At 60.4% G+C, this 14,873-nt stretch carries 11 protein-coding genes; 4 read left to right on the plus strand and 7 right to left on the minus strand.

What is annotated here, in order from left to right:
* Window positions 1-156: 156 nt before the first annotated feature.
* The gene (locus tag BMZ66_RS12605; protein WP_092673604.1) at window positions 157-651 is read right to left on the minus strand and encodes a hypothetical protein; all 495 of its coding nucleotides are present in this window, start codon (window positions 649-651) and stop codon (window positions 157-159) included.
* Window positions 652-662: 11 nt separating this feature from the next.
* Window positions 663-1,331, minus strand: coding sequence for an ABC transporter ATP-binding protein (locus tag BMZ66_RS12610; RefSeq protein WP_092673608.1), 669 nt, complete (start codon window positions 1,329-1,331; stop codon window positions 663-665).
* 537 nt (window positions 1,332-1,868) lie between these two features.
* Between BMZ66_RS12610 and BMZ66_RS12615 the strand changes: the two genes are divergently transcribed.
* The 3 genes from BMZ66_RS12615 (at window position 1,869) to BMZ66_RS12625 (ending at window position 6,120) form a co-directional block, all read left to right on the plus strand.
* A complete protein-coding gene (locus tag BMZ66_RS12615) occupies window positions 1,869-3,407 on the plus strand; it encodes a rhamnogalacturonidase (protein ID WP_092673611.1) in 1,539 nt (512 codons plus the stop codon).
* Window positions 3,408-3,428: 21 nt separating this feature from the next.
* On the plus strand, window positions 3,429-4,811 hold the full coding sequence (locus BMZ66_RS12620; protein WP_214606994.1) for a TolB-like translocation protein: 1,383 nt from the start codon (window positions 3,429-3,431) through the stop codon (window positions 4,809-4,811).
* A gap of 253 nt (window positions 4,812-5,064) precedes the next feature.
* Window positions 5,065-6,120 (plus strand): PKD domain-containing protein, encoded by a 1,056-nt coding sequence (locus BMZ66_RS12625; RefSeq protein WP_092673614.1) that lies wholly within the window; start codon window positions 5,065-5,067, stop codon window positions 6,118-6,120.
* Window positions 6,121-6,143: 23 nt separating this feature from the next.
* Here the strand turns inward: BMZ66_RS12625 and BMZ66_RS12630 are convergent, their stop codons facing one another.
* Window positions 6,144-6,629 carry a DUF6756 family protein gene (locus BMZ66_RS12630; RefSeq protein WP_092673617.1) on the minus strand — a complete coding sequence of 162 codons (486 nt, stop codon included), beginning with the start codon at window positions 6,627-6,629 and terminating at the stop codon, window positions 6,144-6,146.
* Window positions 6,630-6,688: 59 nt separating this feature from the next.
* Window positions 6,689-8,053: a glycoside hydrolase family 88/105 protein gene (locus tag BMZ66_RS12635; RefSeq protein ID WP_092673620.1), complete on the minus strand. Its 1,365-nt coding sequence runs from the start codon at window positions 8,051-8,053 to the stop codon at window positions 6,689-6,691.
* Between the two features lie 816 nt (window positions 8,054-8,869).
* Between BMZ66_RS12635 and BMZ66_RS26355 the strand changes: the two genes are divergently transcribed.
* Entirely contained in the window at window positions 8,870-10,324 is a 1,455-nt protein-coding gene (locus BMZ66_RS26355) for an OmpA family protein (protein WP_092673626.1), read from the plus strand.
* Between the two features lie 140 nt (window positions 10,325-10,464).
* Here the strand turns inward: BMZ66_RS26355 and BMZ66_RS12650 are convergent, their stop codons facing one another.
* The 3 genes from BMZ66_RS12650 to BMZ66_RS12660 all read right to left on the minus strand — a co-directional run bounded on the left by BMZ66_RS12650 (window position 10,465) and on the right by BMZ66_RS12660 (window position 14,836).
* Window positions 10,465-11,748 carry a cation:proton antiporter gene (locus BMZ66_RS12650; protein ID WP_177204712.1) on the minus strand — a complete coding sequence of 428 codons (1,284 nt, stop codon included), beginning with the start codon at window positions 11,746-11,748 and terminating at the stop codon, window positions 10,465-10,467.
* Window positions 11,749-12,070: 322 nt separating this feature from the next.
* Window positions 12,071-13,714, minus strand: coding sequence for a family 43 glycosylhydrolase (locus BMZ66_RS12655; protein WP_234795081.1), 1,644 nt, complete (start codon window positions 13,712-13,714; stop codon window positions 12,071-12,073).
* Window positions 13,715-13,774: 60 nt separating this feature from the next.
* Complete coding sequence (locus BMZ66_RS12660; protein WP_092673632.1) at window positions 13,775-14,836, minus strand: glycoside hydrolase family 43 protein; 1,062 nt, start codon at window positions 14,834-14,836, stop codon at window positions 13,775-13,777.
* Between the last annotated feature and the right edge of the window lie 37 nt (window positions 14,837-14,873).

Below are 14,873 nucleotides of genomic sequence, written 5' to 3' on the forward strand. Positions count from 1 at the left end.
GCATTTAACAATTAGCCAAATGTTGAAAGGTAGTAGGAGAGGAGATATGAAGCGTGACAGCACAAATGATTTCTATGAATTCCTGAAGTGCTTCTGCGAAGTGGCTCTAACTGCGAGCTGCTAATTGCTAATTGTTAAATGTTAATTGCTAAATGTTCACTTCTGGCAGCGCTGGCGCACTTTTTCGAGGCGGGCGGTTACGTCTTTTACTACGGCTTCGTCGGTGGTGAAGAGGGGGAGGGAGAAGTTGGTGTTGCTGCCGTTTTTCTGGTTGTTTAGCTTGATATTGAAGTGCTTCTGGCCTTTGTTGTTGGTGGTGGGCTCGTAGGTGAGAGAGGTGACGTTGGCCCACTCGAAGCTCATTTTCATTTCGAAAACGCCGTTGTCCATTTTCATGGCCCAGCCCGAGTCGCCGCGATTGAAGCTCACGGCCAGGGGCTGACTGGTTTGCACGTCGGCGCCCCGGTCACGGATGAGCTGCTCGGCGTGGCAGCCGGCGAGGGTAAGGGTTAGCTCCTGCTTGGGCTTTTGCGGGTCGCGCATCAGCTGGTTGATTTCTCGGGCCAGGGCCTGGGTTTCGGCAGCTGGTGTTGTTTGCGCCTGGGCGGCGAAGCAGACGGACCCATGCAAGGCAAGTAGGAGCGTTTTCATAGGGGTGGAGATTATTCGTTTACAATTAGTCCGTCGCGCACGCGAATCATGCGCTGGGTTTGGGCGGCAATGTCGTTTTCATGGGTCACGATGACGACCGTCATGCCGTCGCGGTGCACCTGCTTGAAAATGTCCATCACTTCTTGGGTGGTGTGGGTGTCGAGGGCACCGGTGGGCTCGTCGGCCAGAATGAGTTTGGGCTGGCTGATGAGGGCGCGGGCAATGGCCACGCGCTGCTTCTGCCCGCCCGAAAGCTCGCTGGGCAGGTGCTCGGCGCGGTCGGCCAGGCCTACCCGGTCGAGGTAGTCGAGGGCCAGGCGGTTGCGCTCGCGGCGGCTGACTTTCTGGTAGTAGAGGGGCAGGGCCACGTTCTCCAGCGCGCTTTTGAAGCTGAGCAGGTTGAAGGATTGGAAGACAAACCCGAGAAACTGGTTGCGGTAGTGGGCCGCTTTGGTCTGCGACAGGTTGCGGTCGATGCGGGTACCGGCCAGGGTGTAGTCGCCTTGGTCGAAATCGTCAAGAATTCCCAGGATGTTGAGCAGCGTGCTCTTGCCCGACCCAGACGACCCCATGATGCTCACCAACTCGCCCGCCCCAATGTGCAAGTCGATGCCCTTGAGCACTTCCAGGCGATGAGTGCCCACTGCGTAGCTCTTGCGGATGTTGCGCAATTCTATCATAATGCCGAACCCGGGTAAATGTGCTTCGCAAATATGCGGCTAGTAGAATATACTATGCTCATCATGGGGAAGGGGCACTCGCGGAGTTTCGGGTCATTGATGCGGCCAGTGCTGGCGAGGTTGCCTGGGGACGAGAAAATTAATGCTAATACGCCGTGGGTAGTAGCGCGAACATTGTAGTTCGCGTCCCCTGCGGACACTCGAACGACGCTAATGGCGCGGGGACGCGAACTACAAAGTTCGCGCTACTGCCCACGGCAGCGAGTTATACAAGGCTTTGGTTAACAGTAGATATTTATTAAAGCAGATACTGAATATGGTTGGGGCTAGGCATTGGAACCAGCTCCTGGGCGGCGCTGCTTGGCGGCCTCAACACGCGGGAGTGAGGCAGGCGCATTTCAGAAGAGTACAGGACAGTTGGCGCAAGCGTGGGGTGGTCCTTGCAACGGTGCGGCGCCTGCTTGTGCTTCTCCCTCGTGCATAGCATTGGTTGGAGGAAGTGGCTGGCAGCCGGTACGGCTTACCCCGAAAACATCCATGCTTCGCCCCGTCGTCCTGATTTTATTGTGCCTGGCTTGTGCCTCCCGGCTGCTGGCCGCCCCACCGACAGCCAGCTTCAACGTGCGCGCTTTTGGGGCCAAGGGCGATAGCACGGCCATCGACAGCGACGCAGTGAACCGAGCCATTGCAGCGGCGGCCAAAGCCGGCGGGGGCACGGTGTACTTTCCGGCCGGCACGTACCTGAGTTACTCCATCAGGCTGCAAAGCCGCATTTCCCTGTACCTAGACCAGGGAGCGACGTTGGTGGCCGCCGCGCCAGTGGGGGAGCGCGGCTACGATGCCCCCGAGCCCGCGGCCAACGACACGTACCAGGATTTTGGGCATAGCCACTGGCACAACAGCCTCATTTGGGGCGAGAACTTAGTAGACATTTCCATTCTGGGGCCCGGCACCATTCACGGGCGGGGGCTGACGCGGGAAGGCCCGCACCGCGCGCCCGTCGGCAACAAAGCCATCGCCCTGAAGCTGTGCCGCAACGTGCAGCTGCGCGATTTTACGGTGCTCTACGGCGGGCATTTCGCGCTTCTGGCCACCGGGGTCGACAACCTCACCATCGACAACCTGACACTGGACACCAACCGCGACGGCCTCGACATCGACGGCTGCAAGAACGTGCGGATTGCCAACTGCACCGTCAACTCGCCCTGGGACGATGCCATTTGCTTGAAAAGCTCCTTCGCCCTGGGCTATGCCCGGCCCACGGAAAACGTGACCATTACCAACTGCCAGGTGAGCGGCTACGACCGCGGCACCCTGCACAACGGCACCTACCTGCGCAACGAGCCGCATCTGGTGCCGGACAAGGAGGGGCCCACCGGTCGCATCAAGTTTGGCACTGAATCGAATGGTGGCTTCAAGAACATTGCCATCAGCAACTGCGTGTTTGAGTACTGCCGGGGGCTGGCGCTTGAAACCGTGGACGGGGGCCTGCTGGAAGACGTGACCATCAGCAACATTACCATGCGGAACGTTACCAATTCGCCGATATTCCTGCGGCTGGGTGGCCGGATGCGGGCGCCGGTCGGCACGGCCATTGGGGCGTTGCGCCGCATCAACATCAGCAACGTGAACGTGTACAACGCCGACTCACGGTTTGCCACGCTCATTGCCGGTTTGCCGGGTCATCCCATTGAGGACGTGCGCCTGAGCAACATCAGCATCTGGTATAAGCCGCTGGATGCCGCGGCCACGGCCGAGATACAGAAAACAGTGCCCGAGCACGAAAAAGACTACCCCGAGCCGCAAAAGTTCGGCGTGCTGCCGGCGTATGGCTTTTTCATCCGGCACGTGAAAAATGTGGTGCTGAGCAACGTCAATATCTACCTGTTAGGGCCGGAAACACGGCCGGCGCTGATGCTGCTCGATGTGCAGGGCGGCAGCCTGCGGCACGTGGTGGCCCCGAAAGCCGGCCCCGCGCCGATGGTGGTGCTGGAAGGCGTGCGCAACCTGGTGGTGCAAAGCAGTGAGCCCTTGAAAAACGGGACGCTGCAGCAGCTCAAATCAAAAGCCTTTTAACCTAATAGCCGCTCGCTGACTATGAAAAATGGGATGATGCTGGCAGCCCTCGGCTGTACTCTTTTGTTGGCCGGCACGGCGGATGCGCAGATTGGCCGCCGGTTTCCCTCGGAGCGGAAAGTGGTGAAAGACCCCGTGACGGGCACCCCGCTCACCTTCCTGACCAGCTCAGCCAGTGGCGATTCTAAGATTTACCAAACCCACAACCAATGGACTTCCGACGGGCAGTGGCTCATTTTCCGGTCGGGTAGGGTGAGGGGGGAGGCCATGGCGGTGCACGAAAAAACCGGCCAGATGGTGCAGGTGACAGAAGGCGGTTTCACGGGCATGCTCAACATTGCGCGCAACTCCATGAAGCTGTATTTCATGCGGCGCCCGCCCGGCGAAACGGCCCAGCAGGCCGGGGCATCGGCTGGCACGGCGGCCTCGGCGGGGCTGCAGATTGTGGAGGTGGATTTGGCCAGGCTGTTTGCCGACAGCAAAGCCGGCCGCATGAAGGCCGCCAGCGAATACCAGCGCGTGTGCGGCACCACGCCGCCCGAACTACAGGCCGGTGGCGACATGGCCCTCGACGGCGACGAGGCCTGGGCCTATTTCCGGGTGGGCCGGGAAGAAGCCGCCCGGCACCTGGCGCCGGGTGCCAGGCTGGAGCAGAATTTCGGCCCGCGCAACATGGGCGCCGGGCCCTCGGGCATTGCCGCGATGAACGTGCGCACGGGCGCCCTGAAGCACGTGGTGTCGGTGCCGTTCCAGATTGGGCACATCCAAACCAACCCCTGGGTGCCCGGCGAGCTGGTGTTTTGCTGGGAAACGGGCGGCAAGTCGCCCCAACGCACCTGGACGGTGCAGGCCGACGGCAGCGGCCTGCGGCCCCTGTACCCGGAGGCAGAATACGAGTGGGTGACGCACGAGGCGGTGATTTCCAAGGATGAAATCGCCATTGCCATCATGGGCCACCGCAAAATCCCCAGCTCGACCAAAGACGTGGCCGCGGGCACCCCCGTGAGCGGCGCCAACCCGGGGCAGGAGGCTGCCTGGGGCCCCTCGGGCACCCGCGAAAAGCCCACGGGGCTGGGCATCATCAACCACCGCACCCGCGAAATGACCATTGTGGGCCAGACGCCCAGCGGCAGCGGCTTGTGGCACGTGAGCGGCTCGCCGGATGGCCGGTGGGCCGTGGGCGACGATTTTGCCCGCAACATCTACCTGATTGACCGGCACACCCGCGAAATGCTGCTGCTCTCGGCGGGCCACAAGCAAACCGCCGCCGACCACCCGCACCCCACCATGAGCCCCGACGGCACCCGGATTCAGATTCAGTCGGCCATGCTCTCGGCCGATGGCCGGAGCATGAACATCTGCATTATTCCGGTGCCACGGGCGTGGCTGAAGCGGAAGTATTGAGATAGGATGGGCAGAGCATGCAGCCGTGGAACCTCACCCCCGGCCCCTCTCCCGCGGAGAGGGGAGCCACGGCGGCGCTAAGCCCTGTTAGTTAAGATTCGCGCCGCTAGCCACTGACTTCGAATACGCTGCAATCGTGAAAATTAGAATAAACACAGTGAGCTATTTTTTTCAATCATTAGGCTCCCCTCTCCGCGGGAGAGGGGCTGGGGGTGAGGTTCCACGGCTGGCAAGATGCTTCGCTGCGCTCTGCATGACGGCCTTATGCATTGCCATTACTCAATCTGCCTACGCTCAGGAAGACCGTGGCTTCAAAGTCTATCAGTTTCCGGCCAATATGATTCCCCGCATCGACGGCAAGGCCGACGACTGGGCCACGTTCCCCAAGGAGTACATCGTGGGCACCGACCAGTTGCGTGACGACTCCGGCCGCTACCCTAAGGCCGATTCCAACAACCTTGATGTGAAGGTGCGGGTGGCCTGGGTAGCGGGCCTCAACCGTCTGTATTTCCTCTACGAAGCTTACGACAACTACTGGGATTTCGCCCTGCCCGGCCTGCACCACGACACCTTCGAAATAGTGGTGGACGGCGACCTCTCCGGTGGCCCGCTCACCGCCGAGCTGCACCCCAACCAGGACCTGCCACTGATGGAGCGTTATTTCTCCTCCCACGGCGTACATGCGCAGAATTACCACATTTTCATGCCCGCCGAGGGCAAGGACTGGGCCCTGGCCTGGGGCAGCCAGCCCTGGATAAAGCGCTTGCCCTACGCCAACATCGCTTACTCCTACGACTTCCGCCCCGGCCAACCCGGCAAGCTCACGGCCGAGTTCTGGATTACGCCCTTCGACTACGCCCGGGCAGAGGGGCCCGCCCGTGCCGTAGAATCGGTGCTGACGGAGGGAAAGAAAATTGGCCTTACCTGGGCCGTGATTGACTACGATGACGAGCGCGACGAAAGCAAAAAAGGCTTCTGGAACTTGTCGAAGAACCACAAGATGTACGGCAATTCCAGCCTGGGTACCGTCTTCACGCTCCTGCCCCTGGCCGAGCGATACCGGCCGAAACTAGCGGCCCAGTGGTCATTCCAGGTGACGGATATGGCTCGCCGCCAGGTCACATTCACCGACGAAAGCCGCGGCCCCATCAAGCGCTGGCACTGGGACTTTGGCGACGGCACCACTTCCACCGAGAAAAGCCCGGTGCACCGCTATAAGGATGCTGGCAAATACATCGTGGTGCTGAACGTGGAGGGCCCGGCCGGCAAGGCTCGCATGGCCAAGGTTTGGGACGTGGCCGTGAGGTAAAAAGTGTGGCCTAAAACACGAGCTTAATTTGACTTGACCACTGGCAGCAAAGCTTCCATTTTCGGAATCATGCTTTTCAAGCCTACCAATAGACTATGGTCAGTTTCGCATACTAACCACTCATACTTTTTCGAGACGGGGTAATATTCAAACGAATGGTGTTCGCGCAACACCGATTGTATAGCTTGAATCTTACCTTGAAATAGCCAAGATTTACTTGGGTCTCGGTCGATGTCGCAAGCGACAAACCAAACCTGCTCCTGTGCATCTATTAGTCGGTGTAAGCACTCATAGGCTTGGCCGTGCTCAAAGAGGATGCTGTAACGCGGACCTTTAAGGCTTTCCCGCCACCGATTGAAGTGGGTATTGGACGATGTTTTAATAACAAAGGCTGCCTCAATTTTTTGAAACACCGCCGGCCACGCGTGAATGCCGACTGCGTCAAACTCCTCAGGAGGAAGTTGCAGCTGTTTTGCCAGTTTGAGGAGGTCATCTTTAAGTGCGGGCATGACTTAGCTGTTTGCATTGGCAAAAAGCAAGTTAGTCAATCACCAACGCAGCGCTCTATTTACTTCAGCGTCTGCACCGAGCTATCATTAATCCCATACGGGTGCTGCTTAAGCAGCTGAATGGTTTCAGCCCCAGCCAGCAGCACCGGGCCGTAGCCGTGCGCGGCGTATAAGTTGATGGGGCGGTAGTAGTAGAAAGCCGGGTCGAAGCCCATGCCGGTGCCCACGCAGGTGCCTGCTACCTGGCCCTGGGCGGTGACTTTGGTGCTCACCGCGTTCCAGGCCAGTAGGGCCATGGGGCCGTAGGCCTTGGCATCGAGCCAGCCCTGGTTCACGGCGTGCGCAATGGCGTAGGCGTAGATGGCCGTGGCCGAAGTTTCGAGGTAGGAGTCGTTGCGGTCGAGCAGCTGGTGCCAGAATCCACTGCCCGACTGCCGGGCCGCCAGCCCGCGGGCGTGGGCGCGCAGCAGCTCCAGCACGGCCGGGCGGCCGGGGTGGTCGGCGGGCAGCACGTCGAGCAGCTCCACTTTGGTGAGCAGGGCCCAGCCGTTGGCCCGGGCCCAATGGAACTCAGGGTGCTCGGCCATGTCTTGCACCCAGCCGTGCATGTAGAGGCCTTTTTGCTGGTTGAACATGCGCGGGGCAAACTGGGTAATCTGCTTCACGGCCTCGTCGTAGTAGCGGCGCTCACCGGTGAGCTTGCCCATTTGGGCCAGGGCCGGAATGCTCATGTACAGGTCGTCGAGCCAGAGCGTGTTGGGCTGCGGACGGTTGCGGGCCAGGGTGCCGTCGGGCAGCCGAAACTCCTTGGTCATGATGTAAGTCATGAAGTTGTCAATCATGGGCCGAAGGTCGGCTTTAGGGTCCAGGCGCTGAGTTTTAATCATGGCCGCGCAAATGGCGCCGGCATCGTCGAGGGCCTTGGGGTGCAGCACCGAGCGCACGGGGGTGGGGGCCTCGGGGTTGGCGGTTTGGTAGGCGCGGAAGTAGAGTAACAACTCGCTCAAAAACTTGAGGCGGCTGGTGGTGTAGGCGGCATACTTGGGGTCGCCGGTGGTTTCGCTGGCCCGCAACATACCGGCGTAGGTCACGCCCCATTCGTAGCTGGTGAGGCGGAAATCGCCGGACCGAATGATGGCGTCGGGCACGAATTTGCGACGGTCGGTGAGGGTGGCGTTGGTTTTCTTGTCGACCAGCTCGGCGGGTGTGGCCGTGTTCAGGTAGCTGTATACCCGGTCGAGCACCTGCTTTACTTCCTCGGCTTTTACCTGGCCGTAGGGCACGGGGTAGTCGGGCTTGAGCAGGTGCAGCGGGGTGGTGGTGTCGTTGGTTTTGGGCGGGGTGGTTTGGGCCAATAGGGGCGTGGCGCTCAGCAGCAGCGCTGGCAGCAATAGTTGTTTGCCAAAGGGGAAAGAGACGTGCATAAAAGAAAGGAAATGGGAAGCAGGAGATTGAAGCGCAACTATTAGCTAGTTGCCTGGCAAGCCTGAACAGCTACCACCACAGAGGGACGCTTAGCAGCCTGCGGGGGGCTAATGGTGCAGGGTGGGGAAGGTAGCAAGCCCTGCCAGGGGCACCTTCATGTACTTTCGGGTGGTGGCCACATTTGGGCTTGGCTAGGGCGGGCCGGCTGTAGGCTTTGGCTCCATAAACCTCGACGCTGGTAAGAGCAGCTGGGTTAGCCGGAAGAATATTATTTGAATATTCTACTCTGATTCAGATGGGGTTGACGCAATTGCGCAGCAACTTGCCCGTGATACATGCCTTCGGGAAGCTGGGTTTGAAGCAAATGCTTTGTGAATGTTTAAGACTCGCTTTATGCTCGGCAGTAGCTGGATTACAGCTTAATAAGCAGCAGGCAACAGCTGAGGGCAAGCAGATGGCAAAAAGTGGCCTCAGTGGGGTGTAAGCGGTTTTCAGTAATGCTCGAGCGCTGGAGATAGCCGGGCTGGGAGTGGCCTTAGGCATGGAAAATGAGAATTTTTTAACCCATTTATTGGGGCACGCGCAAGCACAAGCGTAGGGCCCAAAATTGCCAATAAGCGCCTATCCATCAGGCGAGCTAATCCACTTGACGTTAGAGGTTTCTTCGTGGTAGGTAAGGCCCAGAAAACGCTTAATACCCACGGGCAGCATAACCTTCTGGCACATAAAAAGTATATAACTATGGCCCAAATGGCAGCCAGTGCGCCTCTTGGAGTGCTGCTGTCGGGCTTTTTCATCACCCTAACACCTTTTATATGAGACGTTCTCTAACCTCCCTGCTGGTTTTGCTGGGGCTCACACTGGCAGCTGCCCACGAGGGACATGCGCAAAGTGCCGACCGCAAAACCGCTATCAGCCTCTCTGGTAGTGCTTACCAGTACAAAGGCAACTTCGGTTCGAATTTTTGGAACTGGAGCAACAACAACTACGGCCCCGGGTTCGCCGTGAACCGCTACCTAACCTCCGGCCTCGACGTGGGCCTGCACCTTGGCTACGTAGAGCTCAAGGGCAGCCAGAACACTACCAACTTCTTTAACACCAACGTGGTGCACGGCAACCTGGCGTTCAAGCTGAAGCTGAACAACGGGTGGGCCTTTAAGGAAGACGCTTTCATTCAGCCCTACTTGCTGGTGGCACCAGGCCTGACTTACCTCAGCCGCGAAGGCCAGATTCAGGGCCGCAGCAGCAATGGCAACAGCACGCATTTCGACGCCTTTGGTGCCGCCGGTATCAACTTCCGCATCAGCGATGGGCTGGGCCTGTTCGTTCAAACCGGGCAGCACGTTCCCCTCAGCGCCAACATCGACGGCCAACCCATTCGCGACCAAAACAGCTTCGACGACCGGTTTCTGCAGCACACCGTGGGCCTGAACATTGCCTTCGGTAAGCCCAAGGACACCGACGGCGACGGCGTGCCCGACCGCAAAGACAAGTGCCCCGACACACCCGCTGGCGTGGCCGTGGACCCCAACGGCTGCCCGCTTGACCGCGACGGCGACGGCGTGCCCGACTACCAAGACAAGTGCCCCGACGAGAAGGGCCTGCCCACCCTGGAAGGCTGCCCCGACCGTGACGGCGATGGCGTGCGCGATGGCGACGACCAGTGCCCCGACACCCCCGGCAAAGTTGAGCTGCAAGGTTGCCCCGACGCCGACAACGACGGCGTGCGCGACAGCGATGACAAGTGCCCCGACACCCCCGCCGGCACGCAAGTAGATGCCACGGGCTGCCCGCTGGTGCTCGACCAAGACAACGACGGCGTGCCCGACAACCTTGACAAGTGCCCCGACACCCCCGCCGGTGCCCGCGTCGATGCCAACGGCTGCCCCCGCGTTGTTAACCCCAAAATCAAGGCCCTAGAAAAGCCAGTTCGCTTCAAGACCAACAGCACTGTTATCGACCCGAGCTCGTTCCCGGCCCTTAACAAAATGGTGAAGGCTTTGAAAGACAGCACCGACTATGGCCTGCGCATCATCGGCCACGCCGATAGCCGCGGTACCGATGAGTATAACCAAGGCTTGTCGGAGCGCCGTGCCGAATCGCTGAAGCGCTACTTCACTAGCCGCGGCGTCGACACCAGCCGCGTTATCACGGAAGGCCGTGGCGAATCGGAGCCAGCTGCACCGAACACTTCGCCCGCGAACATGTCACGTAACCGTCGTGCCGAGTTCACGTTCGACTTCTTCACGACACCTGCTCCCCAGCTCTAATTAGGGGCTGGTAGGCTAACCAAAAAGGAGCCTGCTGATTGAGGAAGGGACACGTTCCCTTTCTTAATCAGCAGGCTCCTTTTTTTGTGGGCAGATTGCAGGCGGCTCGGCACTGCGTAGTTGCGGTGCTGGTTTGTTGCTTAGCGGCCAGTAGTGTTGGGGGGCGAGGGAGGCGGAAGCAGGGGTGCCTGTAAGGGGCGCCCTTTGCCAAAAAACAAGGCGTAGAAGCCTGTGATGCGGCGCTTCTCGACCAGGAAAAAGAGCAGCGTGCAAAACACCGTGGTGCCCATGATGACGGCAAACGTCATGGTTTGGATGGCCGCGCCGTTGGGGATGCCCTGCTGCACGGGCAGGGTGGCCAGCACGGCCGCGCCCAGGCCCTTGGGTATCATAATGCTCATAATGGCCATGTCGAGCTGCGGCGTTTTGCGGCCGGCCGTGGCCAGCACCACCGGAATGCGCACCAGAAACAGCACCGCCGCCATGCCCACGCCCAGGGCAATGAGGTAGCCGTTGTCGAGCACGATGGACATGCCCACGTACACGAAGAAAAATGTGCGCAACAGAAAGACAATTTCCGCGAAGAAGTCCTTCTCCGTGGCCGTTAGCTCGACGTGGCGGGAGGGGAAATACTGGCTTAGCCGGCGCGGCCGGAGCAGGGTAACGTTGGCGAGCGTGATGCTGAAAAACAGCACCGCAATGGGCCCGCTGAAGTTCAGCATCTCGACCAGCCCGTAAACGATGAAGACGAAGGCGGGCGTCGAAAAGCGGGTTTTGAGTAGCATCGGCACCTGGTTCAGCAGCACCGACCACAGGTAGCCGCCGCCCACCCCGGCCAGCAGCGCCACCACCAACGATGAGATAATCTGGCTCAGGAGCGTGACGATGTTGAACGACGCGCCGGTGTACACGCTAATGAGGGCAATGGGAATGGCCAGGGTGAAAATGTCGCTCAGGGCCGACTCCATGACCAGTGTGGTGGAGGTCTGCTCCAGGATATTCACCTTGCGCACCAGCGTGGTCACCACCGCCGAAGACGTGCCGCCCAAGATGGTGCCCAGAATCAGGGCACTCAGCAGGTCGAGCCCCCCAAACAGCTGGGCCAGTATGGAGACCACCAGCGTGGTCACTACAAAGTTGAGCGTGGTGAGGCCCATGGTGCCCCGCAAGGCCGAACGCAATTGCTCAAACCGCACTTCCAGGCCGCTCTCGAACAGGATGAACACCAGCACCAAGTTGGAGAACACGCGGCCGGCTCGCCCAAAAGTGGTGGGGTCGATGAGGTGGAACACGGGCCCTAGCAGCATGCCCACCACCAGCAAGCCCACTACATCGGGGATTTTGGTGCGGTCGAAGAGCTGAGCCAGGTAGTGACCCAGGAAAATCAGAAAGCCAATAAGGATAATTAGGATAGGGGTAGTCATAGCGAGCCCGCGCCCGGGAAAGGAAAGCAGCAAGGTGCGAGCTCGGCAAATTAAGTCGCTCACCGGCAGCAACGGCCCAGGCCAGAACGGCGCGCGTCGGCATGAGGGGCCCGCGCAGGCCAGTGCGGCCATCTCCATCGCGCCGCCTGCTTGCCCCGGTCGCTCAACAACGCAAGCAACAAAATGCAAAAAGCCCATTCTGCTTGAACGGGCTTTTTGCGTGGGTTAAACTTCCCTCAGCTCAGATACAGGCTGCGAAGCTGCTCGAAAATGAATGGCTTGAACAACTCCCTGCACTGCAGCTTCCAGGTGTTGATAAAAATTATTGAGCTTCACTGTCCAGGGCAAATCGCTCAAACGCGGCCGTGACCGAAGTCGGGCCCTGCGCTATCACGCCCACGCGCACGCCCCGGTCCCAGGGCGGGAGAAACTTGCCATCGATGGCGCCATCGTTAGCCAGCGGGTTGGTCCAGGTGGTGCCGTCGGCGCTCCAGGCGAAGCGGTAGCTGTTGCCGCCGCTCACTTGCATGCGCAGCTGCACGGCTTTGCCGGCCGTGGCGGGCAGGGCCGTTTCGGCCAGCACGCGCTGCTTGCCGGCGCGCCGCTCCCACAGCCGCAGCTTGCCGCCGCCCGTGGTCAGGGCCAGGGCGTTGTCGGGGTCGCCGTGGGCAGCGAGGCCGGCGGCGGTGCCCGCGGGCAGGGTGGAGGGGGTCAGCAGTGTGGTAGTGGCCGTGTAGGCCGCCGTGAGGGTGTGGCGCCCGAGGGCCGCGCCTCCTTTGGCGGGGTGGGCGGTGAGGCGCAGCTGGCCGTTGCTGAGGGCAAATTTGGGCTTGTCTTCAATGGGCCACTGCCAGTCGAGGCCCAGCTTGTCGCCGGTAAACTCGTCGGCAATGGGGCGGGTGGCTTCGGGGTTGGGCTTGGCGGGCACGCTGGCATTGTCCGTGAATACAGGCCAGTTGTCGTCTTTCCACACAAACTCGCTCAGCACGCCCTGGCGGCCTACGTTCTCAAAACTGCTGGCGGAGTAGGCGTGGTGCAGCAGAAACCAGCGGCCGTCGAAGCCCTGTGTAACGGTGCCGTGGCCGGGGCAGCGCCATGCTCCGCTGGCGGTGATGATGGGGTTGCGCGGGTTTTTCTCCCAAGGACCGAGCAGGCTTTTGGCCCGGGCCACACCGGTGCCGTAGGTGCAGGCCGGCCCGCAGCAGCCGTTGGCCGCGTAAAAAGCATAGTAATAGTCGCCGTGGCGCACCATGCTCACGCCTTCCACCAGGTTGCCCTCCCAGGGCTCGGTGTTGCGAAACAGCTCGGTTTTAGTGCCCGTGAGGGCGGTGCGGCCTTCGTTCAGCGGCTGGGCCCAGATGGGCGTGGGCTGGTTGATGCTGTTGCCGTCTTCTTTCCAAATGAGGTAGAGCTTCCCGTTTTCGTCGCGCATGGGGAAGCCGTCAATCGAGCCGGCGGCCTGGGCCACCAGCGGGCCGTGGTCGGTGTAGGGGCCCTCGGGGCGGTCGGCGCTGGCCACGCCCACGGCTAAGTTGCCGCCCCGCTTGTGCGCCGAATAGAACACGTAAGTCTTGTTGCCCTCTTGGGTGATTTCGGGGGCCCAGAAGTAGTAGTCGGCCCAGGCCGGAAGCTTGTCCGGAAACACGTGGCCCACGAGCTGCCACTCCGTTAGGTTATCGGATTTCAGCAGAGGAAAAGCCGGCCCCCAGTTCGACGACGTGGCCGAGGCCCAGTAGGTGTCGCCCACCTTCACCACGGAAGGGTCGGGGAAGTCGCCGGGCATCACCGGGTTCGCAAAGAGAGCCGGCGCGGGGGCGGCCGTTGCAGCGGCAGCCAGGGCCGTTGTAGCGCTCTCTTTGCTCCCGGTTTCACTCACCTGGGCATCCGTGGGGGTGCGCTGGCAGGCCACGGCCAGCAAGCTGCTTGTTATTAGTAAAGACTTAAGCGTTGAAGTGGTAAGAGTCATATTTTCAATTGGAAAACAAGGTGCTTAGCAGAGTTTGTCAAAGCAAAGGCAAGAGTGGCGCTACTCTCCACTGGGCCGGGGCAGCGGGGTGCCGGTGGGCACCGGCGTGCTAAAGTTGGGGGTATCGTCGGGGTTCCATTCAAACTTTTGCATGCGGGGGTTGCGTGCGCCGCCGCAGCCTTGGTTGGGTGCAAGGTTGGCGTGGTAAATTATCCAGTCTTCTTTGCCGTCCTTCGAAGTGAAAAATGCATTGTGGCCGGGGCCAAAAGCACGGTCGGCGGGGTCTTTGGTAAAAACTGGGGTAGGCGTTTTGGTCCAGGCCGCAGCATTCATGGGGTCGGCGGTGCTGCTGGCCGCGAGCAGGCCCAGGGCATATTCATCGGAGCTGCAGTGGCTGGCCGAATACACGATAAACGTTTTGCTCCCGTGCTTCACAACCTGCGGGCCTTCATTGACGAAGGGGGTATTGATGCCAAACTGCTCCCAGGCAAACTGCGGGCGGCTGAGCTGCACGCGAGGGCCGGTAAGGGCCGTAGGCGAAGCCATGCGGCCAATGTATAAGTTTTGCTGGTCAGAGCCCACTTCTTGGCCCGACCACAGCATGTAGCGGTTGCCGTTCTGCTCCAGAATAGTAGCATCGATAGCCCACAGGTCCTGCCCAGGTACGACTACCTGCGTAGGAGAGCTCCAGGTGCCAGCGGTAGGGTCCGGCGCCGCATTTTCCATCACCCACAGGCGCTGGCCACCGCAACAATTGCCGGGGCCAGCCGTGAAGTACACGTACCATTTGCCATCCAGAAAGTGCAGCTCGGGTGCCCAGATGTCGCGCGAGGTAGGCCCGGAAGAGGGCGGCGTCCAGATGACCTTGCTCACTGCCGAACCCAACTCCGACATCTTTGCAGTTTTCCACAGCGTAAGGTTGCTGCCGGTGGTGTGCATGTAGTAATAGAAGCCGTCTTTCTGGGTCACCCACGGGTCGGCGCCAGAGTTAAGCAGGGGGTTGACGAAAGTATTGGATATGCTGGTAGGCGGCGTTACCGTCACAGGCGTAGGCTCTTTTTTGCAGCCCAGCAGCCCCAGCACGAGGGCGGTAGCTAAGTAAATGTGTCGGTAAGAAGTCATACAAGCGGAGGTTATGGGACGGCAGGCGTAACCAGAT

The organism is Hymenobacter arizonensis (assembly GCF_900115775.1).
Classification (GTDB): domain Bacteria; phylum Bacteroidota; class Bacteroidia; order Cytophagales; family Hymenobacteraceae; genus Hymenobacter; species Hymenobacter arizonensis.

Excerpts from the sequence above, each read along its gene's own strand:
- BMZ66_RS12610 (WP_092673608.1), bottom strand. The coding sequence starts at position 1,331 with ATGATAGAATTGCGCAACATCCGCAAGAGCTACGCAGTGGGCACTCAT.
- BMZ66_RS12655 (WP_234795081.1), bottom strand. The coding sequence starts at position 13,714 with ATGACTCTTACCACTTCAACGCTTAAGTCTTTACTAATAACAAGCAGC.
- BMZ66_RS12650 (WP_177204712.1), bottom strand. The coding sequence starts at position 11,748 with ATGACTACCCCTATCCTAATTATCCTTATTGGCTTTCTGATTTTCCTG.
- BMZ66_RS12635 (WP_092673620.1), bottom strand. The coding sequence starts at position 8,053 with ATGCACGTCTCTTTCCCCTTTGGCAAACAACTATTGCTGCCAGCGCTG.
- BMZ66_RS12625 (WP_092673614.1), top strand. The coding sequence starts at position 5,065 with ATGACGGCCTTATGCATTGCCATTACTCAATCTGCCTACGCTCAGGAA.
- BMZ66_RS12615 (WP_092673611.1), top strand. The coding sequence starts at position 1,869 with ATGCTTCGCCCCGTCGTCCTGATTTTATTGTGCCTGGCTTGTGCCTCC.
- BMZ66_RS12620 (WP_214606994.1), top strand. The coding sequence starts at position 3,429 with ATGAAAAATGGGATGATGCTGGCAGCCCTCGGCTGTACTCTTTTGTTG.
- BMZ66_RS26355 (WP_092673626.1), top strand. The coding sequence starts at position 8,870 with ATGAGACGTTCTCTAACCTCCCTGCTGGTTTTGCTGGGGCTCACACTG.
- BMZ66_RS12605 (WP_092673604.1), bottom strand. The coding sequence starts at position 651 with ATGAAAACGCTCCTACTTGCCTTGCATGGGTCCGTCTGCTTCGCCGCC.
- BMZ66_RS12630 (WP_092673617.1), bottom strand. The coding sequence starts at position 6,629 with ATGCCCGCACTTAAAGATGACCTCCTCAAACTGGCAAAACAGCTGCAA.
- BMZ66_RS12660 (WP_092673632.1), bottom strand. The coding sequence starts at position 14,836 with ATGACTTCTTACCGACACATTTACTTAGCTACCGCCCTCGTGCTGGGG.